At 69.4% G+C, this 26,648-nt stretch carries 18 protein-coding genes and 3 pseudogenes; 10 read left to right on the top strand and 11 right to left on the bottom strand.

Translation table 11 applies throughout. The features are described from left to right. Positions 1-2: 2 nt before the first annotated feature. Positions 3-1,130: a ferrochelatase gene (locus HTV45_RS25050; protein ID WP_215208135.1), complete on the bottom strand. Its 1,128-nt coding sequence runs from the start codon at positions 1,128-1,130 to the stop codon at positions 3-5. 147 nt (positions 1,131-1,277) lie between these two features. Between HTV45_RS25050 and HTV45_RS25055 the strand changes: the two are divergent. The 3 genes and pseudogenes from HTV45_RS25055 (at position 1,278) to sepH (ending at position 4,582) form a co-directional block, all read left to right on the top strand. Beyond that, a pseudogene (locus tag HTV45_RS25055) lies at positions 1,278-1,941 on the top strand (MFS transporter). Further along, positions 1,901-3,220 (top strand): D-arabinono-1,4-lactone oxidase, encoded by a 1,320-nt coding sequence (locus tag HTV45_RS25060; protein WP_215208136.1) that lies wholly within the window; start codon positions 1,901-1,903, stop codon positions 3,218-3,220. The pseudogene HTV45_RS25055 and the gene HTV45_RS25060 overlap by 41 nt, the downstream one beginning before the upstream one ends. 312 nt (positions 3,221-3,532) lie before the next feature. Then, the gene (gene sepH, locus HTV45_RS25065) at positions 3,533-4,582 is read left to right on the top strand and encodes a septation protein SepH (protein ID WP_215208137.1); all 1,050 of its coding nucleotides are present in this window, start codon (positions 3,533-3,535) and stop codon (positions 4,580-4,582) included. Between the two features lie 91 nt (positions 4,583-4,673). Here the strand turns inward: sepH and HTV45_RS25070 are convergent, their stop codons facing one another. Further along, entirely contained in the window at positions 4,674-5,525 is an 852-nt protein-coding gene (locus HTV45_RS25070; RefSeq protein WP_215208138.1) for a sulfurtransferase, read from the bottom strand. A 207-nt stretch (positions 5,526-5,732) separates the two neighbouring features. On the opposite strand from HTV45_RS25070, the gene HTV45_RS25075 reads away from it, so the two are divergent. Beyond that, the gene (locus HTV45_RS25075) at positions 5,733-6,542 is read left to right on the top strand and encodes a VOC family protein (protein ID WP_215208139.1); all 810 of its coding nucleotides are present in this window, start codon (positions 5,733-5,735) and stop codon (positions 6,540-6,542) included. A 490-nt stretch (positions 6,543-7,032) separates the two neighbouring features. Then, a complete protein-coding gene (locus HTV45_RS25080) occupies positions 7,033-10,503 on the top strand; it encodes a helicase-related protein (protein ID WP_215208140.1) in 3,471 nt (1,156 codons plus the stop codon). Positions 10,504-10,575: 72 nt separating this feature from the next. On the opposite strand, the gene HTV45_RS25085 is transcribed toward HTV45_RS25080, so the two are convergent. The 4 genes from HTV45_RS25085 to HTV45_RS25100 all read right to left on the bottom strand — a co-directional run bounded on the left by HTV45_RS25085 (position 10,576) and on the right by HTV45_RS25100 (position 16,779). Continuing rightward, the gene (locus HTV45_RS25085; protein WP_215208141.1) at positions 10,576-12,246 is read right to left on the bottom strand and encodes an Hsp70 family protein; all 1,671 of its coding nucleotides are present in this window, start codon (positions 12,244-12,246) and stop codon (positions 10,576-10,578) included. A 67-nt stretch (positions 12,247-12,313) separates the two neighbouring features. After that, positions 12,314-14,446 (bottom strand): hypothetical protein, encoded by a 2,133-nt coding sequence (locus HTV45_RS25090; RefSeq protein ID WP_215208142.1) that lies wholly within the window; start codon positions 14,444-14,446, stop codon positions 12,314-12,316. A 63-nt stretch (positions 14,447-14,509) separates the two neighbouring features. Further along, the gene (locus HTV45_RS25095) at positions 14,510-14,932 is read right to left on the bottom strand and encodes a hypothetical protein (protein WP_215208143.1); all 423 of its coding nucleotides are present in this window, start codon (positions 14,930-14,932) and stop codon (positions 14,510-14,512) included. Further along, positions 14,932-16,779 (bottom strand): hypothetical protein, encoded by a 1,848-nt coding sequence (locus HTV45_RS25100; protein ID WP_215208144.1) that lies wholly within the window; start codon positions 16,777-16,779, stop codon positions 14,932-14,934. Before HTV45_RS25100 ends, HTV45_RS25095 begins: the two co-directional genes overlap by 1 nt. Positions 16,780-16,929: 150 nt before the next feature. On the opposite strand from HTV45_RS25100, the gene HTV45_RS25105 reads away from it, so the two are divergent. Together HTV45_RS25105 and HTV45_RS25110 are read left to right on the top strand one after the other, a co-directional pair. Continuing rightward, positions 16,930-17,883, top strand: coding sequence for a helix-turn-helix transcriptional regulator (locus HTV45_RS25105; RefSeq protein ID WP_215208181.1), 954 nt, complete (start codon positions 16,930-16,932; stop codon positions 17,881-17,883). After that, positions 17,880-18,095 (top strand): DUF397 domain-containing protein, encoded by a 216-nt coding sequence (locus HTV45_RS25110; protein ID WP_215208145.1) that lies wholly within the window; start codon positions 17,880-17,882, stop codon positions 18,093-18,095. The genes HTV45_RS25105 and HTV45_RS25110 overlap by 4 nt, the downstream gene beginning before the upstream one ends. A gap of 62 nt (positions 18,096-18,157) precedes the next feature. Here HTV45_RS25110 and HTV45_RS25115 read toward each other — a convergent pair. Then, a pseudogene (locus HTV45_RS25115) lies at positions 18,158-18,907 on the bottom strand (hypothetical protein); the annotation flags it as partial. A 285-nt stretch (positions 18,908-19,192) separates the two neighbouring features. Between HTV45_RS25115 and HTV45_RS25120 the strand changes: the two are divergent. Continuing rightward, a complete protein-coding gene (locus HTV45_RS25120; RefSeq protein WP_215208146.1) occupies positions 19,193-19,801 on the top strand; it encodes a hypothetical protein in 609 nt (202 codons plus the stop codon). Between the two features lie 191 nt (positions 19,802-19,992). Continuing rightward, the gene (locus HTV45_RS25125; protein ID WP_251692721.1) at positions 19,993-20,946 is read left to right on the top strand and encodes an EcsC family protein; all 954 of its coding nucleotides are present in this window, start codon (positions 19,993-19,995) and stop codon (positions 20,944-20,946) included. 201 nt (positions 20,947-21,147) lie between these two features. Here the strand turns inward: HTV45_RS25125 and HTV45_RS25130 are convergent, their stop codons facing one another. The 4 genes and pseudogenes from HTV45_RS25130 to HTV45_RS25145 all read right to left on the bottom strand — a co-directional run bounded on the left by HTV45_RS25130 (position 21,148) and on the right by HTV45_RS25145 (position 25,735). Then, positions 21,148-21,600 (bottom strand): GNAT family N-acetyltransferase, encoded by a 453-nt coding sequence (locus tag HTV45_RS25130; RefSeq protein ID WP_215208148.1) that lies wholly within the window; start codon positions 21,598-21,600, stop codon positions 21,148-21,150. A 99-nt stretch (positions 21,601-21,699) separates the two neighbouring features. Beyond that, positions 21,700-22,497 (bottom strand): annotated as a pseudogene (gene istB, locus HTV45_RS25135) (IS21-like element helper ATPase IstB). After that, positions 22,494-24,128: an IS21 family transposase gene (gene istA / locus HTV45_RS25140; protein ID WP_215208183.1), complete on the bottom strand. Its 1,635-nt coding sequence runs from the start codon at positions 24,126-24,128 to the stop codon at positions 22,494-22,496. Before istA ends, istB begins: the two are co-directional and overlap by 4 nt. 233 nt (positions 24,129-24,361) lie before the next feature. Next, complete coding sequence (locus HTV45_RS25145) at positions 24,362-25,735, bottom strand: MFS transporter (protein WP_308309747.1); 1,374 nt, start codon at positions 25,733-25,735, stop codon at positions 24,362-24,364. A 148-nt stretch (positions 25,736-25,883) separates the two neighbouring features. Here HTV45_RS25145 and HTV45_RS25150 point away from each other — a divergent pair, with 148 nt between their 5' ends. Next, on the top strand, positions 25,884-26,633 hold the full coding sequence (locus HTV45_RS25150) for a TetR/AcrR family transcriptional regulator (RefSeq protein ID WP_215208150.1): 750 nt from the start codon (positions 25,884-25,886) through the stop codon (positions 26,631-26,633). The last annotated feature ends 15 nt before the right edge of the window (positions 26,634-26,648 follow it).

Here is a 26,648-nt window from a genome sequence, read left to right on the forward strand (position 1 = left end):
CCTCATGCGTAGGGACTGTCGGCGCCCGCAGCGGCGGGACGCGGGGCGCGGGCCGGGCAGCAGCCCACCGGGCAGAGGTCGTGGCTCGCGCCGAGCGCGCCCAGGGCGCAGGGCGTGACGTCCTGTCCGCGTTCGCGCCCCGCCCGCTCCACGATCAGCTCGCGGACGGCGGCGGCGAACCGCGGGTCGGCGCCGACCGTCGCCGACCGGCGCACCGGCAGCCCCAGCTCCTCCGCCTTGGCCGTGGCCTCCGTGTCGAGGTCGTAGAGGACCTCCATGTGGTCGGAGACGAAGCCGATGGGTGCCATCACCACGGCCGGGGCCCCGGCGGCGTGCCGCTCCTCGAGGTGGTCGCAGATGTCGGGTTCCAGCCAGGGGATGTGCGGCGCGCCCGAGCGGGACTGGTAGACGAGCTGCCAGGGGTGGTCGACGCCGGTGCGCTCCCGGACCGCGTCGGCGATCAGCCGGGCCACGTCCAGGTGCTGGGCGACGTACGCCCCGCCGTCCCCGTGCTCCTCCACGGGCCCGGAGGTGTCCGCGGCGGTGTTCGGGATGGAGTGGGTGCAGAAGGCGATGTGCGCGCCGTCCCGGACGTCCTCGGGGAGGTCGGCCAGCGAGCGGATCACTCCGTCGATCATGGGTTCGACGAAGCCGGGGTGGTTGAAGTAGTGCCGCAGCTTGTCGGTCCTCGGCGGCTCCAGGCCCTCCGCCTCCAGGGCCGCGAGGGCGTCGGCGAGGTTCTCGCGGTACTGTCGGCAGCCGGAGTACGAGGCGTAGGCGCTGGTGGCGAGGACGAGGATGCGGCGGCGGCCGTCCCGGACCATCTCGCGCAGGGTGTCGGTGAGGTAGGGCGCCCAGTTGCGGTTGCCCCAGTAGACCGGCAGGTCCAGGCCGTGCCCGGCGAAGTCCTTGCGCAGCGCGTCCAGCAGGGCGCGGTTCTGGTCGTTGATGGGGCTGACCCCGCCGAAGAGGAAGTAGTGCTGCCCGACTTCCTTGAGGCGTTCCTTGGGGATACCGCGCCCGCGGGTCACGTTCTCCAGGAACGGGACCACGTCGTCCGGGCCTTCGGGGCCGCCGAAGGAGAGCAGCAGCAGGGCGTCGTAGGGGCTGGCATCGAGCACGTCAGGCATGTCCCGATCCTCCCACCCGGCACCGACGGCGGGGACACGGCGGGGGTGCCACCCGCCCTGCGGCGGCCCTCCCTGATCCGTTCGGGTGACCTCGGCCCGAGTCCGTACCGGCTGCGCTCGCGCCTTGCCGAGACCTCCGGAGCCCTCGTGCCGAGCCCTTGTCGCGCCGTGTTCGCCGCACCCGGCAGCAGGGCCTTCTGCGCCGCGGGGTTCCTCGGCCGGACGCCGCTGTCCATGAGGGGCACCGGCGGGGTGACGGTGATCTCCGGGCTGACCGGCCGGTACGGGCCGGCCGGCGCCCTGCCGGCCACGATCGCCCTCGCCGCGGCGGTGGCGGGCCCGCAGGTGTCGCGCCTGGCGGGTGCCGTGTTCGGGCTGCTGCGCTTCGCGGGAGCGCCCGGCGCCGTTGGCTGCTGGGCGTCCGCGCCATGGCCGTGAGTATGATCCCACTCCTACTGGTCGGGAACTTGCCGTTTCTGGCCGTGGCGCTGTTCGTTGCGGGACTGGCCGTCGATCCGACGGTGATCACGACGATGTCCCTCATCGAAGAGCACGTACCACGCGCGCAGCTCACCGGGGGCATGCCCTGGGTGAGCACCGGGCTCACCGCCGGGGTCGCGGCCGGCTCCTCCGTGGCCGGCTGGGTGATCGACGCGGCCGGGGCGCGCGCCGGGTACGGGGTTCCGGCGGTGGCCGGGGCCGTCGCGGTCGCGGTCGGTTCCTCGGGTACCGCCGGCTCAAGCGGCCGGCTCCGGGTCGGGGAGGCTCCGTTGGGCAGCACAGCGAGCGCGAGGAACGGCACATGGCGTAACTGGGGAGGCACCGTCGCCGCTCGCCCCGCGCGCGAGGTCACGCCCGCCTCGGTCGACGAGCTGACCGCCGCCGTGCGCCGGGCCGCCGAGGACGGTCTGCCGGTGAAGGCGGTGGGCAGCGGGCACTCCTTCACCTCCATAGCCGCGACGGACGGGGTACTGATCCGCCCTCACCTGCTGTCGGGCATCCGCGACATCGACCGCACGGCCGGCACGGTCACGGTCGGGGCCGGCACTCCGCTCAAGAGGCTGAACGTGGCCCTCGCGCGCGAAGGGCTGTCGCTGACCAACATGGGCGACATCATGGAGCAGACGGTCTCCGGGGCCGTCAGCACCGGCACCCACGGCACGGGTCGCGACTCCGCCTCCCTCTCCGCGCAGATCCGGGGGCTGGAGCTGGTCACGGCGGACGGCTCGGTGCTCAGCTGCTCCGCGCAGGAGAACCCGGACGTCTTCGCGGCCGCGCGGACCGGTCTCGGTGCCCTCGGTATCCTCACCGCGGTCACCTTCGCGGTGGAGCCGGTCTTCCTGCTCACGGCCCGCGAGGAACCGATGTCCTTCGACCGGGTCTGTTCCGAGTTCGACCAACTACACGCCGAGAACGAGCACTTCGAGTTCTACTGGTTTCCCCACACCGGTAACACCAACACCAAGCGGAACAACCGCAGCGCGGGCCCCGAGCGACCGGTACCGCAGCTCAAAGGCTGGTTCGAGGACGAGTTCCTCTCCAACGGCGTCTTCCAGGCGGCCAACTGGGTCGGCCGCGCGGCACCCGGGACCGTCCCGGCCATCGCCCGGATCTCGAGCAGGGCGCTGTCCGCGCGGACCTACACCGACATCCCCTACAAGGTGTTCACCTCGCCGCGCCGGGTCCGTTTCGTGGAGATGGAGTACGCCGTCGCGCGCGAGGCCCTGGTGGAGACAGTGCGGGAGCTGAAGGCGATGATCGACCGCTCGCCGCTGCGGGTCAGCTTCCCGGTCGAGGTGCGCACCGCGCCGGCCGACGACATCACCCTGTCCACGGCATCGGGCCGCGACACCGCGTACATCGCCGTCCATATGTTCAAGGGCACCCCCTATCAGGGGTATTTCACCGCCGCCGAGCGCATCTTCACCGCCCATGGGGGACGCCCGCACTGGGGGAAGATCCACACCCGGGACGCCGGGTACTTCTCCGGGGTGTATCCGCGTTTCGGGGAGTTCACGGCACTCCGGGACCGCCTCGATCCGGAACGTCGCTTCCGGAACGACTACTTGCGGAGGGTTCTGGGGACGTAGAGGATGCGTGGGGCGGCGCGCCGATCCACGCACGTGGTCCGAATGGAGTACTGTTGCGAGCCCTGGGTCCGGTCTCCCGTCAGGGTGCCCGGATCTTGAGGACCGCCGGGAGGGGGCTAGTTGCACACGCTGACGCAGTTGGTCACTTAGCGTTGCGAATAGGTAACCGTGTCATAACGGCGATCCAGGGCCGGCGCCCGACACGCCGGGCAACTCGGCAAGGTTGTGGCAGGCTGCACCCGGGCAGGCCACACTCGACTAGCGGAAGCAGCGACGCACGTGACGTCGGCAGGCACCACCCGGGAGGTCCCCATGCCCGAACTGCGTGTCGTGGCCGTCTCGAATGACGGCACACGGCTGGTGCTGAAGGCTGCGGACAGCACGGAGTACACGCTTCCGATCGATGAGCGGCTCCGCGCCGCGGTGCGCGGTGACCGTCCGCGTCTCGGCCAGATCGAGATCGAGGTGGAGAGCCATCTCCGCCCCCGTGACATCCAGGCACGTATAAGGGCCGGCGCGACCGCGGAAGAGGTCGCGCAGACGGCCGGCATCCCCGTGGACCGCGTACGCCGCTTCGAGGGCCCCGTCCTCGCGGAGCGCGCGTTCATGGCAGAGCGTGCCCGCAAGACCCCCGTCCGCCGCCCCGGCGAGAACTCCGGCCCCCCGCTCGGCGAGACCGTGCAGGAGCGGCTGCTGCTGCGCGGTGCGGAGAAGGACACCGTCCAGTGGGACTCCTGGCGCCGCGACGACGGCACCTGGGAAGTGCTGCTGGTCTACGTGGTCGCGGGTGAGCCGCACTCGGCGAGCTGGACGTACGACCCGCCCCGGCGGCTCGTCCAGGCCGTCGACGACGAGGCGCGCTCGCTGATCGGCGAGTCCGACGACCTCGCCGCGCCCGAGCCCAGCTTCCCGTTCGTCCCGCGTATCGCGCGGCTGCCGCGCGACCGTCCGCTGGACCGCCCCGGAGACCGCGAGCGGCCGAATCTGCCCGCACCGGTGTCCGAGCCCGCCGAGGAACCCGCCACGGCCACCGCCTCGGGCGAGCGGGACTCCCTGACCAGTCTTCTGGAGGCGGTGCCGAGCTTCCGGGGCGACCTGGTGGTCCCCGAGCGCACACCGGAACCCGAGACGGAGGAGCCGGGTGCCGAGCCCGAGGCGGAGGAGCCCCCGGCGCCCGCGGCGTCCGCGGGTTCGGCCTACGCGGACGTCCTCATGCCGCGTGCCGTCACCAGCCACCGGGACCGTCTGATCGGCTCCACCGATCGCCAGGCCGAGGCGGACGGCGTCCGCCCGGGCCGCCGCGCGGCTGTGCCGAGCTGGGACGAGATCGTGTTCGGGACGCGGCGCAAGAAGCAGGAGTAAGCCTTTCGTGCCGTCCGCGCCCGCGGCCGGTTGACGCGCAGCCGGTGCCCGAGGGGACCCGCCATGTGGCGGGCCCCCTCGGCACTCCCGTCTACTGCGGGTCCGGGCCCACCGCGACCGGCCGCTGCGGATCCGACGACCACTCCGACCAGGAACCGACGTACAGCGCCGCCGGAATGCCCGCGACGGCCAGCGCCAGCACCTCGTGGGCGCCGGAGACGCCCGAGCCGCAGTACACGCCGACCGGCGAACTCGCCGACACGCCCAGGCTCCTGAAGCGGGCGCCGAGCTCCTCCCCCGGCCGGAACCGGCCGTCGGCTCCGACGTTCTCCGTGGTGGGCGCCGAGACCGCGCCCGGGATGTGCCCGCCAACCCGGTCGATCGGCTCGACCTCACCCCGGTACCGCTCCCCCGCGCGGGCGTCCAGCAGCACTCCCGAACGCGCCAGCCGCGCCGCGCCGTCGGCGTCGAGCAGTCCATCCCTCCCGGGCTCCGGCACGAAGTCCCCTTCGGCCGGCTGCGGCACCGCGGTCTCCAACGGCCCCTCCCAGACCGGCAGCCCGCCGTCGAGGACCCGCACATCCGGGTGACCCGTCCAGCGCAGCAGCCACCACGCGCGGGCGGCGCCCCAGCCCATGCCCCCGTCGTACACGACGACCGGCGTCGAGGACGACACCCCCGCCCGCCGCATCGCGGCGCCGAACACGGCGAGGTCCGGCAGCGGATGACGGCCGTGTCCGGCCGGCGCGGATGCCAGTTCCTCGTCCAGGTCGACGAAGACGGCACCGGGGAGATGCCCGGCCAGGTACGCGGCCCGTCCGTCGAACTGCGGTTGCCCGGCCGCCCGGGCCGTGCTGAGCTGCCAGCGGACGTCGAGCAGCACCGGCGGATTCCCGCCCGTCAGTTCGCCGGCGAGTTCGGATGCGGAAATGATGGCGTTCATGGTCACCATCTTCGCGCACGGGGTGGCCGAGCCGTCCTCGTCCGGCTACTGTGCTCGGCCGGGCAGGTCCGATCACGAGGCGTACAGTACCGGGCACATACGGTGTCGGCGCCGGTGCGGGAACGATCCGCCGAGCGGACGGGTTACGCCTCCACAGGGGCGAGTTGACCACGGCCGACGCCATGAGCGGCCGGGAGAAGAGTGACGATGACCGAAGCACGGGGGAACGCCCGCCCGAACGGTGAGGCGCCCGCTCGGTACGCACCCGGCACACCCTGCTGGGTGAGCCTGATGGTGCATGGACTGGAAGCGACCGAGCGGTTCTACGGGGCGCTGTTCGGCTGGGAGTTTTGCCCGGGACCTGGACCTGAGCAACTGGGCCCGTACGTGCGTGCCTTACTGGACGGACAGCCGGTGGCCGGCATCGGTGTGCTGCCCCCCGACCGGCATCTGCCGGTCGCCTGGACCCCCTACTTCGCGTCGGACGACGCGGATACGACGGCCGCCGCGGTGCGTATCTGCGGCGGCACGATCGGAGTGGGCCCGCTGGACGCCGCCGACGCCGGACGCCTGGCGATCGGCTCCGACCCGTGCGGCGCCGTCTTCGGTATCTGGCAGCCGGCCGCGCACACCGGCCAGGCACTCGTCGGCGCACCCGGCACCCCTGCCTGGAACGAGCTGACGACATACGAGACCACCCATGTGGCCAAGTTCTACGAGACGGTGTTCGGCCACGAGGAGGAGCGCACGGCCTCCGCCGACCGCGACCACGTCACCCTGCGCCTGGCCGGCCGTCCCGTCGCCGCCGTCCACGGCCTGGGCGACGCCCTGCCCCGGGACCGGGGGCCGCACTGGACGACGTACTTCACGGTGGCCGACACCGATGACGCGGTGGACCAGGTCCTCCACCTCGGCGGTCGGGTGCTCACCCGGCCCCACGACTCCGACCACGGCCGCGTCGCCGAGGTGGCGGACCCGGAGGGGGCGCGGTTCGCGGTGGTACAGGGCCGACGCTGACCCGTGGCTCAGTCGTCGGTGATGGGGAGCTTTACGGCACAGGGGTCCGGATCGCCGGTGAGCGGGTCCAGACCGGCGACGAGTCGAACAAGCGAAGACTCTCTCAGGAGAACGACAACCGGGGGCAGCTTTCGCACAGAAGACATGTCGTCACCGACCGTCACCAAGTAACCTTGCTCAGGCCATACCGGCTTCCCCGAACGGTTCTGGCACGCGCAGTAGCTCGGCAGCACATCATTCCCCTCCCCCGTTGGCCAGCTCGACAGATCCGGCCATACCGGTCCCCCGGAGCGGCGGGCGGCGGGCGGCGATCCACTCGAGCTCCTGGGCGCGCTCGGGATTCACCGGACAGGGGGACAGGGGAGGGGACAGGGTGAGGGAGAGAACAGCGTCAGAGGGCGGAAACCCTCCGGCGGCAGGTGTGCCACTCGACGACGACAGGCTTCGTCTGCGGTACATCCCTTGGGGAGAAGCGCTCGGTGGGACGGCCTTGGACGGTCTCAGCGAAGCGCAGCACTTCTTCTACGACAGCCCGGAGTGCTCCGAACGGATCCCGGTGCCCGCGCCACGACAGCAACCCGTGCCGCAAGCACACGGCGGCGACCCCCTGAGCGTTCTGCCCAGCGGCATCTACGTCTTCGAGTCACGAACCGACCGCATACTCGTCGGATTCGCGTTGAGCAAGAGTGCGGCCGCCGACGCTCCCCAACGAAAGCGCCTTCGTGACATCGACGACGGTCACCTGCTGCACCGGGCCCTCCTCCAGTACAGGGACTGGTGCGCCGCTGTCCCCGAAGAGGTCGCACCCGCGTTCGCCCGGGGCGAACTCGTCCGTCTCGCGGGCGGGCGCGAGACCTTCACCGTGGTCAAGGTGACACCGACGCGGGACGGAGGCGTCCAGTACAGGCTGCAGGACGCGACCGGTGGACGCTCACGCATGGCCTTCGAAGAAGACCTTGAGGCGCTTCCGCCGAGTACGGACGACCCGGAGGACTGGATCCTCCGTCCGCCCGCCCCCGCCGACCGGACCGCGCTCGCGCTCACCCTCGCCAAGCTGAGCACACCCCTCACCGATGTCGTGTACTCGTATCAGTCGAGCCGCACGGTGTTCCGGCCCTACCAGTTCCGGCCCGTGCTGAAGCTGATGAGTTCGGACCGCCAGCGCTTGCTGATCGCGGACGAAGTCGGCCTCGGTAAGACCATCGAAGCCGGGCTGATCTGGAACGAACTGGAGCAGCGCACACACCTGCGGCGGACTCCGGGACGGCGCGGCGGCACGCATTTTCGAGGGCTCGTCGTGTGTCCCGCCGCACTCGTCACCAAGTGGCAGAACGAGATGCGCGACCGTTTCGACCGGGACCTGCGTGTCCTCGACAAAGAGGGCATGGCGCAGCTGGTGGAGCTGTTCCGCAGCGGGGACACCAGCGAGCCGTTCGCCGGAGTGGTGTCCCTGGAACGGCTGCGGCGGGCCGGGCAGCTCGATGAACTCGTTGACCTTCAGCCCCGTTTCGACCTCGTGATCGTGGACGAGGCGCACTACCTGCGCAACGCGAGCAGCCGGAGCCACGCCGCGGCAGCTCTGCTCGCCGACTGGGCCGACGCGTTGATCTTCCTCTCCGCCACCCCCCTCAACCTCGGCAACCAGGATCTCTACAACCTCGTTCACCTCCTCGACGAGGCGTCCTTCCCGGAGCCCAAGGTCTTCGAGAACCAGCTCGAGCCCAACCGCCACCTGAACGCGGTGGCCGTCGGTATCGCCGAGGGTCGCGCGGACAGCGCAGATGGTGCTCGGGCTCTGCACTCCCGGCTCATGCAGGTCCAGACGTCCACGTATGGAAAGATCACCGCCCGGCGACCGGAGTTCCGCCGTCTCCGGGAACTCCTAAGCTCCGGTGAACCGCTGTCCTCCCGTCAGCGCGCCGAAGCACGGCGGTGCATCGCCGAACTCAACGCCCTGGCGGGTGTCGTCAACCGGACGCGCAAGGCCGACACCCCGGACCGCAAGGCCCTGCGTGAGGCCGAGGACGTCGCGGTCCACTGGACCCCGCAGGAACGGGCGTTCTACGACGGTCTGCACGCCTGGTGCCTCGAACGCGCCGCTCGCAGTGGCATGGCCGCAGGCTTCGCCGCGCAGATGTGGCTGCGGCAGGCTGCCAGCTGTATCCCGGCCATGCAGCAGCGGCTGCGGGAGCGGTTCTTCCCGCGGCCGGCCGAGGAGGAGGCCGCCGAGGAAATTCTCTATGACTCGGAGGTCGTCGACGACTCCGAGGATGCCCCGAACATCGGCCGTACGAGATCGGCCGCCTCTCCCGAGAGTCTCGCCCGCGAGGTTGCGGAGCAGGCTCGCGAAATGGCTGAGCAGGCCGACGAACTCTCGACGTTGCGCCCTCTGTTGCGGGAACTTCCCGTGGACACCAAATTCGAGCGTTTCAAGGACATGCTGCGTGACGCCCGTACGAAGGGCCTGCGGCAGGCAATGGTCTTCTCCTTCTTCACCCGCACCCTGGAGTACCTCGAGGAGAGGCTGACGCCCGAGTTCAAGGTACGGGTCATGCACGGCAAGACCCCGCCGGCCGAGCGTGAGCGCATCATGAAGGACTTCCGTGCCGGGGCGTTCGATCTGCTGCTGGTGAGTGAGGTGGGCAGCGAGGGCCTGGACTTCGAGTTCTGCAACGTCCTGGTCAACTACGACCTGCCCTGGAACCCGATGCGGGTCGAGCAGCGTATCGGACGGCTCGACCGGTTCGGGCAACAGCACGAAAAGATCTTCATCTTCAACATGCAGGTCCCCGGCACCATCGAGACCGACATCTTCCAGCGCCTCTACACACGCATCGGTGTCTTCCAGGACTCCATCGGAGAACTCGAACCGATCCTGCGCGGGCGCCTGAAGGAGTTGCATCGCATCGTCCTGGACCCTCACCTCTCCACGGAGCAGCGGCGCCGCCAGGTAGACCGGATCGCGGTCGCGCGGGTGGACCGTGAGAAGGACCTGGAGAGCCTGAATGAGGCCCAGGCCCTTCTCACCGGCTTGGACGGCCTGCTCATCGAGGGATTCGACGAATCCAGCCCGGGCAAGGGACGCTACCTGGGCCCCCAGGAGATCCGTGGACTTGTCGAGTCCTTCCTCACCGACAGCGGATACGGACTGCTGCGCGACGTCCCCCGCCAGGACCACCTGGTGGACGTGTCAGGCAGCGGCGACCTGCTCAAGGTGATGTACGAGGCGATGGACACGGGCGCCTTCCCCCACCCTCGCGACGACCTGCTGGCCAGACTCAAGAGCGACTCGCCAACGCGCTTCAGTCTGACCACAAGCGCCTCGTCGGCAAGTGGGGCTCCGCTGCTCAGCGTCCGTCACCCGCTGGTGCGCACCGCCCAGTGGTGGTACGAGCAGCACCCCGAGCCGCTCCTGCGTTACGGGCGGGTCCGGCTGCCCGGCCTGCCGCCCGGCTCCCACTATCTGGTGGAGGTCCGGCTGGCGCGTACGGACGGCACTCGTTCGCGCCGCGAGCTGTGGACCACCGCGGTCGACATCCGGACGATGCGGGAGGTACCCGAGGTCGGGACCGCGCTGCTCACTTCTCTCGCCCGCGGTGAACTCACCAATGCCGGGAGGGAGCTACCCGCCGATGTCGACACGTTGCTCACCGAGGTCCTGGAAGAGGTGCAGGCGCTTGCGGCCGTGCAGGAACGCATGACCAAGCGGCTCTACGAAGCCGAGAACACGCGGCTGGCCGAGGGCCGTCGCGCCACGGTGAGCGACACCTTCCATGTGAAGATCTCGCGGTCCCGTCGTCTCGCCCAGGAGGTGAGCCACCCATCCATCCGGCGCCTCTACGAGAGCCGGGCGACTCACCTGGAGACCCGGCGGGACGTTCTCCTGGCGCAGATGGAGCGGGAGGCCCGCTTCAGTCTCTCCACCGAGACGGTTGCCCTCGTCCTGGTCGAGGGCGACTGACCGGCCGGTGGACGGTGATCGACCGGATGTCCGGCGGTGACCCAGGACAGCTCCGGGCCACCGTCGGGCACCTCACTGCCACGGATGGGAATACATGTCGGTGAAGGACGCCCGCTGGTGCACCAAGGCGTCCTTCCGCACCGGCGTCAGACGGATGGCCTCCTGCCCTCCCTTCCGGAGCACGGGCCACCGCTCCACCCTGAAAATCATGGGCCGGGCGGTCGAATCGTGGACGACCATTTCCCCGTTGAGCCGCAGGGCGAGCGAGAAGGCTGTCCTCGGGTGGAGTTCGACGAGCAGATACGGCAGTGCGGTTCCGTCCACCGAGAAGTCCATCGGCTCCCCGTCCACGGCCTTCGCCCGGAGCCGGCCTTTGGTGACCCGATGGACCTCCGGTGTCCCCCGCCAGCGGTGGGCCAGTTCCTCCCCGCGCACCACCCGGTGCGGCTCGTAGAGGGGCTGGAAGGCCGGATAGAGCAGCTCGCTGCGCAGGCCTCCGCCCAGGTCGTCCCACTCCAGCACCAGGTCGAATCCGGGCCTGGGGAGGTTGAGCCGGTGGTAGTTGTGCACCACCATGCCGGTCACGACCGACTGTTCCGGTGATTCCAGGGACCTGTCGAACTCCACCTGCGCCTGGGAGAAGTTCTCCTCGAAAAGCCTGCGTACCAACGGCACCTGGGACATGCCACCGGCGAGCAGCACATGCTGCACATCGGTCGCCAGTTCCCGCAATGGCATACGCCTGAGACGCTCGATGTCGGGCGTGGTACGCCGACGCAGCCGTGCCTCGCACAGGGCGGCCCTGACATACTCCAGGGCTTCCAGCATCTGTGGCTGGAATGCCTCCTCCAGCCGCCCGCGCGTGTAGGTGAGCAGGGGCAGGTTGGTGTATCCACCGCCTACCGGGACCGCTTGTTCGTCGTACCGTGTCTCGGAGAGCAGCACCTTGAGCCGTCGGGCTGCCGCCAGGATCAGCGCCCTGACGGTGGCGGGGTCGGGCAGTCGGTCCACCACAATGCCCTGCGTCTTCAGATCCTGTTCCAGATCCCGGGCGATCCGGAGGTCCAGATCATCACCGGCCCTGGCCACACCGCGCGCCGAGAGCACGGTGAGCTCGGGAGCGCCGTCCTGGAGCGACTCGGTGACCTCGACCACGGCGATGTCGAGAGTACCCCCGCCGAAGTCGAAGACCAGCGTGGTTCCGTCGGGCCGCTCCTCGCCGAGTTCCCAGTAGAGCCCCTCCGACCAGGCGAGTCCGGCGGCCACGGGCTCGTCGACGACGTCCCCGATGGCCACGGGGATACCCGCGGCCCTGGCCAGGGTGGCGAGCCGCCTGCGCCGTGGTCCGTCCCAGATCGCGGGACAGGCGAGGCGGAAGTGGGCGTCCTCGGTGTCCGCTCCGGCGGCCCTGGCACGCAGCAGTACGTGCTTCAGCAACTGCTCGATCATGTTGTCGGCAGAGTGCCGGACCGAGCCGGCCCCCTCCCGGCCCGGCAACTCGTCCGGCGTCAGATCGAGAGTGATGCACTGCTTCACCGACCGCAGCGCCGACGCCCCGGCCGCCGCCTCGGCGCCTTCGCCGAACAGAAGGTCACCGGAAGGGGATACGGCGATCACGCTCGGCATCCAGGATGTACCGTGACCGACCGGCACGATCTCCGGAGAGCCGCCGGGAAGCCGCTGGCTCACCAGGGTGGTCGCGGTACCGAAGTCGATACCGATCAAGGGCTTGTCGTACTGCACCGATGTCCTCCCTGGACACTGGCTGGCGGGATCCTCGGTCCCGGCAGCGGATTTCAACTGCCTTGCCCTACTGCTCGACCCCGCGGACAAGAGCCTGTTCCAGCACGACGGGCTCGGGCTCGCGCGGGCCCTGCCATACAAAGCCGGGCCGTTCCACCACCACGCGTGCCGCCGGTCCACCCGGGGCTCGGTGCATCACCGGGTCGTAGTCCGTCTCTTCTCCGAGTGCTCCCACGTCCAGCACCCCCGCTGCTGCCGCGCGTGCCAGGATTCTGCGGTACAGAGCGTGGGCCGGCCCTGTCTCGTCGTCTTCGTGGATCGCCTGGTCCGCTACTTCGGTGAGCCCTGCGGCGAGCACGCGCAGCGTGTCGATCCTGGCCTGGCGCAACTGCGCCTGTGAGGCCCCGCGCGCGGTCTGCCGGGCCTGTCGAAGCTCGTCGTCCCGCCGCCGGAGCTGACGTGTCATCGCCTCCACGCGCTGCTCTGCCTCTTCCAGGCCTCGCTGCACGGACTCCGCCGTGGCCTCGGCGGCGCGGGCACGTGCCTCGGCCTCGGCGCGGTGCTTCTCCTCGTCCGTGATGCGGAGCCGCAACCGATTCACCGTCGCTGCCGCCTCGGCCAGCGCGTCCGAGGCGTCCCGGTGCCGCCGCTCGTGCTCGGCACGAGCCGTCTCGGCACTGCTTCGTTCCTCCTCCAGCAGGCGCTTGAGAGCCTCGATCTCGGCTTGTGAATCCCGCTCGGGCTCCTGCGCCGCTTCGGATGTCCCGTCTGAGGTGTCCTCCGTCTCCTCCTGGAGGGGTTCGTCACTCACGGTCGTGGCTTCCGCGGACCCGACGGTGCCGACGTCGCCTTCACCCTCGATGTCCGTGGACTCGGTCTCCTCCACAGAGACCGTGAGCGCTTCGGGTACGGCCTCGGCTTCCCGGCCTTCCTCGGTCCTCTCGTCGCCGTCGCCCGTACCGTCCGCCTCCGCCGCGTCGGCGGCTTCGGCCGAAGCGACGTCCTGGACTGCTCTGGCTGCTTCCCGGATCTCAGCCGGAATGCCCGGGTGGTCGGCTACGTGCTGGGCCCACTCCCGCACGGGTCGGTTCCGTTGCTCCGACATGCGGGGATCCGCAAGCAGCGTGCAGGCCCGGAAGGCCATCTCCTCCGCAGAGTCCAGCCATGGAAGGTCGTCCTCCCTGGGCCGCTTCTTCAGTGCCGTCTTCAGGAGTCCTCCGGCCCTGGTCGAGAGAGACGTCAACCGTTCCTCTCGGTCTTGCGAATCCTCGGATTCGGAGCTGACGGACAACGCCTGCTTGAAGCGCTCCATTACCGTGCGCAGGGCGTTCCATGCGTGCTCACCGCTGAGAGCCTTGGCCGCCTTGTCCGCAGCAGGACTCGACACGGGCATCGCGACGAGAGGGACGAGCAGCGTCAGGAGTTCGAGGGAGGAGGGGATCTCCGCCGCTTTGATCGCGGGTGGGCTGGGCTCGGTGCCGGGGAGCACGATGCGGCTCCGGGCGCGTGACATCTCGATGATGTGCTCGGCGGCGATCAGGCGGATCTCTTCAGGGACGCGCTCTGGGTGGGACTTCGTCCACTGGCGCGGCCACTCGGTCACCGGTACGCCACGCGCGTGCGCCGCGAGGAGTTCGTACGGTGACAACGCGTCGAGCCCGGCGGATACGGCGGCGGACAACGACTGCTTGGTGTCCTTCGTCTTGCGGGTGCCGCTCACCAACGCTGCGAGCGCCTCGGACGCCGACAGGTGCCTGCCTGAGCTCGCTGCCTTGCTTCCGGCCCCATCCCATCGCAAGCCGTTCTGTCCGTCTCGCTTGACATTCGGTACAGCCAGGAGCAGCCGACGTGTATGGCCCCACTGATCGGCGATACCCCCTGTATCGATGCCCAGCCCTTCGACTTGCTTCCGCAGTGCGGTCATGGTGGTCCGCTCACCTGTTTCACGGACCAGTTCTGCCAGGATCTTCACGGGGTCGGCCTCGAACTCGCTTTGCAGTGCGGCGAGGTCGGTAGCGGCCTTGTGCCGGACGGTCCCTGGGACGAGCGTCCTCACTGACTCCGGTACAGGTAGGGGCAAGTACTCCCTTTCACCCCCCATCCATTCCACGACGACTTCCCTCTCATCCAGCGAACGAACGGTACCTACCCGGCGTACGGCATTGCCGTCGCATTGCTCAACCAAAGATCCGATTTCCACAGCGCGAAACCCTATCGGCCGGTGCGGCGGTTCCCCGGTCCGGAGCCCGATACCGCTGGTCCTCTACGTGCCCGCCTGCTGTGGGGACGCCACCACCACTTTGGCTGCGCCGAGTTCCGCGACAAGCGTCCCGACGGCCGCCCGCCAGGTGTGCACCTGGGCGTGACGCGGCCCCATCTCGTCGTGGTGGTACTTGCAGGCCTCGCTGAGCCGGTTCCAGAGGGCGTTGACGCGATGAGCCAGAGCCGGGCCGGCGTAGTGGCGCAGACAGAGCAGCTTCGCGCGCATGCTGATGGTGCCGAGCCCGGCTTCCTCAGCCGCGAGGGTCGCGTCGACGGCTGCTTCCAGGGCGATCCGGAGGGCGTAGGCCGCACCGCGGACACGGCCTGCCGGAGTCAGGGGACCGCCGCCGTCAAAATTCTCGGCGAGGATGGCGTCGGCGGTCGCGAGGAGGGCGGTGACGGCACCGGTGCGGGTGGCGGGCATCAGGCGTTCACCTCCGGGGTGCGGATGCGGGCGGCGAGGACCTCGACCCGCCGGACGAAGGCGACCGGGTCGTGCGGGAGGAACCCGCCGGGGTGGGCGCCCTGCTGACACTGGTGGATCAGAGTCGTGCTCTCGTTGCCGTAGAGGGCGCGGAGCCTGCTCCGGACCTCCTCGTCGGGGTGGACGAGGCCGTCGTCGAAGAGGGCGAAGGACGCGAGCGGGAGGAGCCGTTCGGTCGTGTCGATGGCGGACTGGATGTGTTCGGCGGGGAGGCCGGTGCGGTTGCGGCGGAGCCAGGCCACCTCGACGATCGCCGTGGCCAGGGCCTCGCGGCACAGGGACGGCAGGACGTGGCGCAGGGCCGTCTCGGAGCAGTTCTCCGTGCGGGCGAGGGCCATGGCGTTGTCGACGGCCTCCTTGACCGGGTCGGTTCCGCAGGTGACGTGCACCTTGGACCTCTCGTCGCGCTCCACCTTGAGCACGGTCACCGGCAGGCCCTGGCTGCGGAAGGCGTGCGGAAGCCGGGTGTCGTGGGTGAAGACGACGACCTGCCGGTCACGGCCGAGTTCGTCGAGCACCTGGGCCAGGCCGTCGACCTTCGCCGGGTCCATGGACTGCACGGGGTCGTCGATGACGACGAAGCCGAAGGGGCTGTCAGCGGTGGTGGTGCGGGGCAGGAACAGGGAGAGGGCGAGCGAGTGAAGTTCGCCCTGGCTCATGACGCCCAGGGCAGAGGCCGCCTCGGTGTCGTCGACGGTAACGTCCATGACCAGCTTACGGACGTTGGCCCGCTCGCTGCCGTGCAGGCCGACGTGGGTCAGGTCGACGCTGCTCTGCTGGCGGAGCTTCTCCCAGATCCGCAGCGTGTGGCCGGCGAAGGCGGCGACACGCAGGTCGCGGACCTCGGTGGTGAGCTTCCTGACCCAGGTGAGGGCGGCGTTGACCGCCGTCCGGCGGGGCTTGACGGCCTCCCCCTCCCGGGAGAGGTTCGTCCACTCCGCGAGCAGACTGACGACGGCGTGCCAGCGCTCGTCCATGGCCGCCAGTTCCTCGCGCGCCGCACCGGCCACGATCGCGCACGCGTCCGTCAGCGTCACCGCCGTCTTGAGGGCGCGCTCGGCGAGTTCGGCGGGGTCGGTGATCCGCCGGCAGTCACCCCAGGCCCTCCACGGCTCGGCGAGCGCGGCCGGAGTCTCCCGCGGCGGGAGGACCAGGTCGTGCAGGGCGCGCGTCGCGGTCCGCAGACGGGCCTCTGCCTCGCGCACGGCTTCGGCTTCGCGCAGGAGGGCGGCGATTTGCGCCTCGGCACGCCCGGCCCACTCCCGGCCCAGGACCTGTTCCGTGCCGCAGACCGGGCAGGCCGTGTCGTCGGCGTGGCGGTCACTGTGGCTGAGCGCCGCCTGGAGCAGTTCGGCCCTGCTGTGGGCGTCGGCGGCCGCGGTGCCCTTCAGGGCGTCGGCGTCGGCGACGGCGATCCGCAGCGCATCGACGGCGGCGCCGACCCGGTCCAGGTCGGGGCTCTCGGTCTCGGCGGCGGCCTCCAGGCGGGCCTCCCGCAGTCGGCCCTCGTCGGCCGTGGGCGCACCGACGATCAGCGCGTCGAGCACGGCGTGGTCGGGCCCGCCCTTCTCCTCCATCGCCACAAGGGCCTTGAGCGCCCGGTCGTCGTGTCCGACCTCCTCCAGCGCCGCGTGCAGAAGCGGCTTCCTGTCCTTCGCGGCGTTGACGACGGCGTCGAGTTCCTTCTTCGCGGCCGTCAGCCGTCGCGCGGCGGCGTTGAGGTCGTCGAGGCCGAGGATCGCGGCAATGTTGTCGGTGTCGGTGGGATTGATGGGTTTCGTCTTCACGCCCCTCACGGTCCCGTCGGTCGCGTAGCGTGACCAGTGGTGACGCAGCGACAGGGGGCGGCTGTACCCGTGTTGTACGCGCGTGTCGGAGCTGTGCGGCGTGACGGCGTCCCTTGCGGGGGCGTTGAGCGAGAGAAGGCGGTGGTGGACATGGCGGAGTACGCGGGTGCGGAGGCCGGGGCCGAGACGGTCCCCGGGGAGCGTGAGAACGGCGAGGGCAACGGCGGCGGCGCGGGAGCGGCGGTCGTGAGTCTCGGGGACGGGTGGGAGAACGACGGCAGGGCCGGGCGGCGGCCGGAGGACGAGGCCGGGCGGGGTGTCGTGGTCGCGTTCGGGCAGACCATGAAGACGCTGCGGGTGCGGGAGGGGCTGGAGCGCGAGGAGTTCGGCCGGCGGCTCGGGTACTCGGCGTCCACCATCGCGTCGTTCGAGCAGGGGCGGAGGATTCCGACGCCGAGGACGATCGAGCGGGCGGATGAGGTGCTGGGGACGGGTGGGCTGCTGTGCTTGTGGAAGGAGCAGGTGGAGCGGGCTCAGTATCCGGGGTTCTTCCAGGGGATGGCGGTGTTGGAGAAGGAGTGCCTTGAGCTGCTGATGTATGACACCCATGTCGTCAACGGGCTGCTTCAGACCGAGGAGTACATGAGGGCGCTGCTCGCGATGCGGCGTCCGCCCCTGGACTCGGAAACGGTCGAGCAGCGGGTGACTGCTCGGCTGGCCCGGCAGGACATCTTCGACCGCAAGTCGGCCCCGCTGCTGAGCTTCGTAGTGAACGAGGCGGTTCTGCGTCATCGGTACGGCGGCACAGACGTGCTGCGGGGACAGCTGGAGCTCATTCTCCTCACCGGTCAGAAGCAGAACGTCGAGATCCAGGTCATGCCGACCGAGTGCGAGGAGAACGCAGGCGTGAATGGGCCGTTCACGGTTGTCACCAGGAAGGATGGCAAGAAGTTCGTCTACGCAGAGACGCACACGACCAGCTCTCTTGAGACCGACCCGGAACAGACGGCTCTCGCAGCTGCGCGCTATGGGATTATCCGATCACAGGCTCTCAGTCCGCGAGAGTCGACGAAGTTCATCGAAGGGTTGCTGGGAGCGCTATGAACAACGCTGAGTCCTCGACCATCGCCTCGGACCTCGCCTGGTTCAAGAGCAGCTACAGCGGAACCGAGGGCGGTCAGTGTGTAGAGGTCGCGGCCGGTTCGGCTGCTGTGCACGTCCGTGACTCGAAGGCTGACGCCGGTCCCGTACTCACTGTCTCCCGTGAGGCATGGGCAAGCTTCATCGAGTTGCCCTCGTCGGAACGGCGCGTCTGAGGCTGGGCCGCAGCTGACGCATCCGGGCTCACAAGGACCCGGATGCGTCAGCTGAGGGCTCTCTACCTGGATGCGGCGTCGTCCCCGTCGGACTGTTCGACGTAGTCCGTGACGGAGGGTTCGTCCTCTCGCGCGACCTCGACGCCCTCGACCCGCAGGGTGGGTTTCGTCATGTCCAGCCCGGCGAGGTGGTTCTTCAACTTCTTCGTCATGGGGCGGAAGGTCGCGAACGTGAGACCGCCGGAAACTACGGCGCCGACGACAGGGACCGCCTTGGAGACGGTCCTTGCGAAGGTCTGCTTCGTCATCTCCTTACCGAGGTGACCCGCGATCTTCTTCACGAGGGGGTAGATGAAGCCCTTCGTGAGTGCCTTCTGGGGTAGTTTCTTGGCGACCTGCTTCGACATCGCCTCCGCGACCTTCCCGACAGCGGTGTTCGCCGAATGGGTGCCGAACATCACGCCGACGAAGAGTGTGAGCACTCCCTCGGTCGCGTCATCCATGTCCTCGCCGTCTCCGGAGAACAGGTCAGGCCAGCTGTAGAGGTAGGCGAGCTTCTGGGCGATGCGCAGCATGTGGCCCATGTACTGCGCCAAGTCGGCCGGGATCGTGACGGGAAGAAAAACCAGGCCGGGCAGTCCGGCAGCCGCGGAAGCGGCGCTGACCTTGGCGGTCTCGTACTTGATGGAGTCGTTGGCAGCCTTTTCCAAGATGTCGAGGGGGATGCCCGCCGCTGCCGGAGTCTCTTCGATCGCTTCTTTGATCTGCTCTTCGGAGCAATGGCGAGACAGCGCCTTCCGAAGGTACGCCTCTGAACTGCTACTGGGCGCGTACCAAGGACGCCTCCGGGGAGTTCGGGGCGATCATCGCCAACGACAACCTCCAGGGCCAGGGCCGGGTGACGGTCAACAAGGGCGAGTACTTCGAGACCAACGGCTGCCAGGAGTGGACCAGGACCGGCTGACCGGCCGCCGCGATACGCCGCCGCGCTCGTGGGGGGGCGCGGCGGCCATGGGGCGGGCGGTCCGTCGAGAACGGACCGCCCGCCCCTCCCTTTCCCTACCGCCATCCGCCCCCGCTCGAAAGGAAGTCCCGCAATGTCCGTCCCGGAGCAGCCCCCGCACACCCCTCCCCCGCACATGCCTCCCGAGATTCCCGGGGTGGCGACCGAGGAGCCGGGGTCCGCGGCCGTCTCCGCTTCCCGCTGGTCGCGGCTGTCGCGCGGCGCGGTCCTCGCGATCGGTGCTGGTCTCGGCGCCGCCGTGGTGGGGACGTGCTGGGCGGGGATGTCGCTGGTCGGTGGTAGCAAGACCGACGCAGCCGCAGCCGGTGCGTCCGCTTCCCCCTCCGTGAGCGCCGAGCAGGCAGAGGACGTGGAGGGGCCGTTCAGTACCGACGGGACGCTCACCGTCGCGGGGATCGGCGCGGGTCTGGACCCCGAGGAGCTGTGCTCCAGGACGGGCGGCTACTCCGACATCGACTTCGGCACCCAGGTCAATGTCACCGATGTCGGCGGCACCCTCGTCGCCGTGGGGAGCCTGGGACTCGGCCATAAGACGGAACGGGGCTGTGAGTTCCCGTTCACGGTCGACGACGTCACGCCGGGCTCGAAGTTCTACACGGTCGAAGTCTCCCACCGGGGCGGACTCACCCAGACCGAGGAGGAACTGCGCGCGGGTGGCCTCACGTTCACCCTCGGCGACTGAACGGCCAAACGATGCAGGGCAACTGCTCAGTATCTTCCCTGCGCATGCCCACTTCTTTCGGAACTTCTCACTGAACGATTCAACTCACCCACGTGTCGGCCGGTAGGGAACCGTGGTCCCCACGATCACAGTTGAAAAGGAGAACCTCAATGAGCACGGACGCCGGTCCACCCGTCGACGGTGCGCCTCCAATGAGCACGTATGAGCGGCAGGTGTGGGACACGCTCAACGAACACTGGCAGCGCCGCAAGAACCGCCGCGCTCTGCCGAACCGGGCGAGCGTCGTGCTCGGTCGCACCAATCAGCTCGCGGGAAACACCGTAAGACGGGTCAGGGACGCCGTGCCGGAGGCGGTCGCGGAACCAGTCCGTCGCGCGGGCGAAGCGGTCGCCGACACAGCCGTGCGGCCGGTGCTTGCAAGCGCTACGGCGTTGCTCGAGCTGGGCAACGACTTGGCCCTGGAGCTCAACAACCCGAAGAGCGTTGAGGAGCTCGCCCGTAAGAAGGGCTTCGACATCGACAGTTTCACCGCACTGCGGCAGCAGGACCTCAAGGTCTGCGACCGGCTGCTGACCCGCAACACCCTCACGTGGCGGGCCATCGGCGCGGTCGAAGGCGGCGCCATGGGCATGCTGGCTACGGTCCCCGTCGCAGGCACTCTCACTGCGATGACAGCGGACATCCTCGTCGTCCAGGTCCTGAGCACCTCTATTGCAGCACGCATCACGTACTCCTACGGCTACGACGCCAAGGACCCCAAGGAGCAGGACTTCATCCAATGCCTGGTACAGCGGTCCTTCATGGAACAGGCGGCCAAAGCCAAGCCGTTGCGTGACACCGCACGGGCAGCGGACGCGGTCAAGGGACGCGTGAACTGGTCGCAGAAGCTCCGCAACGACCACCGCCTCCTGGCCACCCTGGAGAAGGTGATGCAGCGACTGGGCCCGGCCGGCTCCAGGGCGCCCGTCGAGAACGTCGCCAAGGCCGTGCCGTTCGTGGGTGTCCTCATCGGTGCCAGTGTGAACGGTGCGGTCCTCGGCAGGGTGGCCACCGACGCCCAGCGGTACTGCCAGACCCGCTTCCTGTGCGACAAGTACGGGCTGCCGCTGCCGGCCGCACTGGCGGCTGGCTTCGTTGATCTCTAGGAACAGCGTTTGTCGACCGGTTCTGGAGGCGGTTGGTGATCACCCAGCTCGCGGATGTCGATGACAAATGACGGCGCTGTCGTGTCTGGGGATACGGGACGGCCAGCCGCCCTGACGGGCGGCTGGCCGTCGAAGGTGGGAGTAGTGGCAGAGGTCGACCGGAAGAAGACCGGGGACGGTTCAGGCCACGTATGAATTGGTTTACGGCGCCATGTCACGCAGATCTGGGCGGTTCCTGGGCAGTCCGAAGCCCGCCATCTCCTTTTCCTCGTAGGACAGGAAGCCCAGACTCCGGTAGAACGCGTGGTTGCGCTTGCCCTCCGGTGACGCCTCGTGGTCCGTGGACAGGAGGAAGAAGCGGCAGTGCGAGTAGCGCGGCATGAGGTCCTCGATCAAGGCCCGGCCGATGCCCTGCCTGTGATACTCGGGGTTGACCACGACGTCCTGGACGTAACAGATGTGCTCGTCGTCAGAGATGGTCCGAGCCAGTCCGAGGAGCGTTCCTGAACCGTCTCGTGCCGTGATGACGAGGTGCGAGTTCAGCAGGCCGCGGCAGAGCTTGTCGACGTCTTTGGTGTAGCCCTCCCAGCCGACCGAGTCGTAGAGGCCGAGCATCTCCTCAGGATCGAAAGCATCCTCTTTCGCTATGAACACACCAAAACCCCTATGCAGCGGTACCGCTTCTGATGACGAACTCGACACCGCATCTGACTTCACGCTCGTCCGGCACGTCAAGATCGACAACCACCGAACTCAGCCGGCCTTGACTGGTTCCTCGGCGCGTGCGCGGGTGCTGGCGAGACGGTAGGAGTCGGTGCCGGTCTCGATGATGGTGCCATTGAAGGTAAGGCGATCCACGATGGCCGCGCAGAGACGGGGGTCGGTGAAGGTCTTGGTCCAGCCGCCGAAGGACTCGTTCGAGGCGATGGCGACGCTGTTCTTCTCCTCGCGTTCCGTCAGAACCTGGAAGAGGAGCTCGGCGCCGCGACGGTCCAGTTCCATGTAGCCGAGCTCATCAATACAGAGGAGATCGACGCGGCCGTAGCGGGCGATGGTCTTGTTCAGCTGCTTCTCATCGGCAGCCTCGACCAGCTCGTTCACCAACTTCGTGGCGAGCGTATAGCGAACTCGGTAGCCCTTCATGGCGGCCTCGGTGCCCAGGGCGATGAGCATGTGGGACTTGCCGGTGCCGGAGTCCCCGATCAGGCAGAGAGGCTGACTCTTCTTGATCCACTCTCAGCTGGCGAGGGTGTGGATGGTGGCTGCGTCGATGTTGGGATTCGCGTCGAAGTCGAAGGCCCGCAGGGACTTCTCCCGCGGGAAGCCGGCCGCCTTGATCCGCCTTTCCGAACGGCGACGGGACCGGTCGTCGCACTCGGTCATCAGCAGTTCGGCGAGGAAGCCCCGGTAGGTCATCTGGTCCTTCATCGCCCGGTCGGCGATGTCGGAGAACTCGTTGCGGATCGACGGCAGTCGCAGGAGCCGGCAGGCGCTGTCGATGGCGGCGTCGGCGGCCTGCTCGGTCAAGCCTCGCTGGCGGGGCAGGGTCACTGGGCTTCTCCCTCACGTTGGTCGCCGCCGCTGGTGCGACGGCGTCGGAGCAATTGGTCATAGGGGGCCACCGAGGGCAGCGGCCTGGTGTCCGCAGGAAGGTGCGCGAGCCGCCACTCGTGCAGGGACGTCACCGTCGCCGACGGCTTCCCGGGAACCAGCCGGTCCGCTGCGGGGGCGGGCTCGGTCTCCGCCTGGGCGGCCTTGCGGGCTTCCAGAGCGACCGCGTCCGCGGTCATCGCCCCTGCCCGCAGTGCCGCAGCCAGGCCAGCGACGACATGCTCATGGGGCAGATGACGCCCCAGCAGGAGTACCTCGATCAGGGCCCGGGTGCCGTCCCGCTCGCCATGGATCTTGCGGGCCTGGTCCCACCAGGCGTCGTGGACCGGGGTGAACCTGCCTGCCGAGCGGGCCTGTTCGAGGGCTGTGGAGCCGGGGAAGGCGCCGGGCTTGCGGACCAGGACTTCCAGGTAGTGGTCCAGGTTCAGACGGACGGCACCTTTCGCGATCAGCCGTTCGTGCCGGGCGACTTCCACGTTCTGGTCGTAAACCACAAGGTGAGAGGCGTGGAGCACGACGCGCACGCGTTTTCCGATCAGCCGGATTGGGACTGAGTAGCGGTTGGTGCGGACCGGGATCTGTCCGTAGCGGTCGACCCGCGGGGTGAACAGCCTGCCCGTCTCGAACGGTTCCTCGGGCAGCGGCATCAGCAGCGGTTGTTCGAGTGCGAAATACTCGGCGACCGTCTTGGGCCTGGAGCCGATGCGGCGGGCGTCGTCCTGCTGGTCCCACTGCTCGACCATCTCGTTCAGCTCGGCGAGCGAGGCGACCTCGGGGACAGGGACGAAGTGGTTGCGGCGGAAGTAGCCGATCATCCCTTCGACTCCGCCCTTCTCGTGGGCGCCTTCGATGCCGGGCCGGCAGTAGAAGCTTTCGATGCCGAAGTGCGAGCGGAAGGCGATCCACCGGTCGGCCTCAACTCTTCCTCGGCTCTGCCCCAGCACCCTGGCGACGGCGGCCTTCAGGTTGTCGTAGCGGACCTTCGTCCTCGGCACCCCGCCCAGCGTCCGCAATGCATGAACGTGGCCTTCGAAGAAGGCTTCCTGGCCGCAGGAGGCGAACACGCGGTGTACGGCCTTGCCCGAGTACGACAGCCGGAAGGAGAAGAGGTAGCAGGTCACCAGCTCGCCGCCCAGGCGCACGGTCACGTCACCGAAGTCGACCTCCGCTTCGTGACCGGGCAGGTGTGTCTGCGGGACGAATGCTTCCAGCGGCGCTTTGCCGGACTCGACCAGGATCTCGGGCTTCCGGCCTGCGACGTAGTAGCGCACGACCCCGTAGGAGACGTCCGCCCCGTGCTCCTCGACCAGCCGGTGAAAGATCCGGGTAACCGTGTGCCGCTGCTTGCGCGGCGCGTCCAGGTCCGTCCGCAGGATCTCGTCGATCACCGGCTTGTACGGGTCCAGCGTGGTGGCCCGGGGAGGCAGCTTCTTACGGGGCTCAGGCCAGGAGGAGTCCAGCGCCTTCCGTACCGTCCGCCACGTCACGCTGTGCTTGCGCTCAAGCTCCCGCATCGACATGCCGCCGCGATGGTCACGCCGGATCGCCGCGTACAGCTCGACCTTCGACATTTGCGGCATGACCAGGACCTTTCACCAGGAACATCCCGATGCTGCCCTGGCAAGAACCCCAGTGCCTCCCGAACTCATCAACATCACCCGACCGTGGTTCTGGGCGCCTCCCAAACCCGTCGACAAGTGACGTCGCTACTGCTCGATAAAGCCACATCAACATCTTGACGCCGACGATCAGCCCGTAACTTCACGGCCTTGGCCTTTGGCCCTGTGAGGACCGTCCGAACCGGTCAGGCCTTGGTGACCGGGCCGTCCGCCGAAGCGGTGGGCCGCGTCATCTGTGCGTCCAGGCGGTAGCGGGACTGCACGGCGAGGGCCGCTGCCATCAGGAGGGCGGGCAGGAGGGTGAAGCCCAGGAGGATGGCGGTGTGGGCGGCGCCGGTCTGGGTGATGTCCTCGCCGGCCCGCGCGGCGGCGTATCCGCCGAGGGCGAGGGCGGCCGAGTATAGGTAGGGACCGGCCGCGGCCCCCGTCGACTCCGTGGCGGTCCACACCCCCGTGTAGGCGCCGGTCCGTTCGATCTCGCTGCCGCCCGCCGCGCGGACGGTGTCGGGGACCATCGAGAACGGGAAGAGCTGGAGGCCCGCGAAGCACACGCCGAGGACCAGGGTGCACAGCACGGGGACCGCGATCCCGGCCGAGTCGCCCGCGGCCAGGCCGAGGGATCCGGCGGCGAAGAAGGCCTGGCACAGCAGCAGGCAACGCTGTTTTCCCCAGCTCCGGGAGAGGCGGAACCACAGGGGGGTGGTGAGCAGGGCGGGTGCGACGAACGCCGCCATGAGGACGGTGGTGAAGCCGGGGCGGCCCAGTTCGTGCCGCGCGTAGTAGGGCAGGCCGGCGAGGACGAGGTGGGTGGTGGTGGAGACGAGGAGGTAGCCGAGGACCAGGACGCGGAAGGACGGGTTGGCGCGCAGCACGTCCCGCGCCTGGGTCAGGGCCGGGCCGTGTGCCTTGCGCTCCGCCTCCCGGCCCTCCACGTCCGGCCGGGGTGCGGTGGGCAGGAGGTCGCGGACGCCGCCGACGCCGACGGTCTGGAAGGCCACCATGAACACGCCGAGGACGAGGGCCATGACCGCGTACCGGGTGACCGAGTCGCCCTCTCCCGCCAGCAGCGGGGCCAGTGCGCCGCCGACCAGGATGCCGACGGTGAGGACCACCATGCGGAAGGAGAGCACACGGGTCCGGCCGTGGTAGCCGACCGTCATGTCGGTGGGCGTGGAGAGGTACGGCACCTGGTAGGCGGCGAAGAGGGCGTTGGCGACGACGAACCAGCCGGCGACCCAGACGGCGGCGGCCCACGGCCGGTCGGCGACGGGGCCCGGCACCGCGAAGAGCGCGACGAACGCCGGGGCGAGGGCGCAGCCGGCCGCCAGGAGCCGCAGCCTGCTGCCCCGCCGGGCGCGCTCCCGGTCGGAGAGGGAGCCGACGAAGGGGTGCAGGACGATGTCCACGGCCTTCGGCAGCAGCAGCGCCAGTCCGGCCAGCCAGGGGGCCACACCGAGGGTGTCGGTGAGGAAGTACAGGAGCAGCAGGCCGGGGACGGTCACGTAGACGCCCATACCGGCCGAGCCGAGGGCGTAGCGCAGGAGCGCGGGACGGGGCACGTCCGCTCCGTCGCCGGTGTCCGCGGTGTCCCCGGTGGCGGCGGGGGCCGGGTGTCCGGGGGGAGGGGCTTCTGATCCTGTGGCGGCGTTCATCAATCCCTCAGGTGCTTGATTGCGAGGTCTGCGGATCCTAGCCAGACTGTGCCGGATGAGGAAGAGCAGTGAGACACCCGATGAGCGGCCCGCCCGGCGCGGGCCGGGCCGGCCCCGGCGCGCGGAACGGGAAGGGCCCTCCACGCGTGAGCTGATCCTGCGGGAGGCGACGGCGTTGTTCGCCGCGCGGGGGCCGGAAGGGACCTCGCTGCGCGACATCGCGGCCCGGGTGGGCATCGACGTGTCGAGCCTGCACCATCACTTTCCGGCGAAGGACGCGCTGTACGACGCCTGCTTCGAGCGGGTGCACGAGGCGGAGCGGGCGGCGCTCGCCCGGCTGGTGGAGGACCTGGGCCGGGCCGCGACGGCGGGCGGTCCGCCGCTGGCGGCGGCGCTGCGGGCCCTCGCGGACGGCTTCGTGGAGTTCCTGGAGGAGCACCCGCACACGACGTTCCTGTGGCTGCGCCGATGGCTCGATCCGACGCGGGGCACGAGCCTCGACCGGGCCTACGCGCTGCCGCTGTACGGCGAGGTCGAGCGGGTCCTGCTGGAGGCCGCCCACGCGGGGACGGTTCGGGAGACGACCCCGCACGTCACGGTGCGCAGCCTCGTGTGGGCGGCGCACGGCCATGTCACCGCGCTGGCGGCCGCCTCCCCCGCCGAGCGGGAGCGCGAGCGGTACGAGTTCCGCCTCTGGGTGCGCAGATTTCTGGACGCGCTCTACGGCGCGCCGCCGGCCGGCGGCGATTCGGGGTCTGGTGCCGGCGACGGAAGTGACGTAATAATCCATCGCACGTTGGATTAGCTTGTCCGGTTCGAG

Origin of the sequence: Streptomyces sp. CHD11 (assembly GCF_018638295.1) — a bacterium.
Classification (GTDB): domain Bacteria; phylum Actinomycetota; class Actinomycetes; order Streptomycetales; family Streptomycetaceae; genus Streptomyces.

Excerpts from the sequence above, each read along its gene's own strand:
- sepH (WP_215208137.1), top strand. The coding sequence starts at position 3,533 with ATGCCCGAACTGCGTGTCGTGGCCGTCTCGAATGACGGCACACGGCTG.
- HTV45_RS25050 (WP_215208135.1), bottom strand. The coding sequence starts at position 1,130 with ATGCCTGACGTGCTCGATGCCAGCCCCTACGACGCCCTGCTGCTGCTC.
- HTV45_RS25120 (WP_215208146.1), top strand. The coding sequence starts at position 19,193 with ATGTCCGTCCCGGAGCAGCCCCCGCACACCCCTCCCCCGCACATGCCT.
- HTV45_RS25070 (WP_215208138.1), bottom strand. The coding sequence starts at position 5,525 with ATGAACGCCATCATTTCCGCATCCGAACTCGCCGGCGAACTGACGGGC.
- HTV45_RS25105 (WP_215208181.1), top strand. The coding sequence starts at position 16,930 with ATGGCGGAGTACGCGGGTGCGGAGGCCGGGGCCGAGACGGTCCCCGGG.
- HTV45_RS25125 (WP_251692721.1), top strand. The coding sequence starts at position 19,993 with ATGAGCACGTATGAGCGGCAGGTGTGGGACACGCTCAACGAACACTGG.
- HTV45_RS25150 (WP_215208150.1), top strand. The coding sequence starts at position 25,884 with ATGAGGAAGAGCAGTGAGACACCCGATGAGCGGCCCGCCCGGCGCGGG.
- HTV45_RS25095 (WP_215208143.1), bottom strand. The coding sequence starts at position 14,932 with ATGCCCGCCACCCGCACCGGTGCCGTCACCGCCCTCCTCGCGACCGCC.
- istA (WP_215208183.1), bottom strand. The coding sequence starts at position 24,128 with ATGTCGAAGGTCGAGCTGTACGCGGCGATCCGGCGTGACCATCGCGGC.
- HTV45_RS25075 (WP_215208139.1), top strand. The coding sequence starts at position 5,733 with ATGACCGAAGCACGGGGGAACGCCCGCCCGAACGGTGAGGCGCCCGCT.
- HTV45_RS25110 (WP_215208145.1), top strand. The coding sequence starts at position 17,880 with ATGAACAACGCTGAGTCCTCGACCATCGCCTCGGACCTCGCCTGGTTC.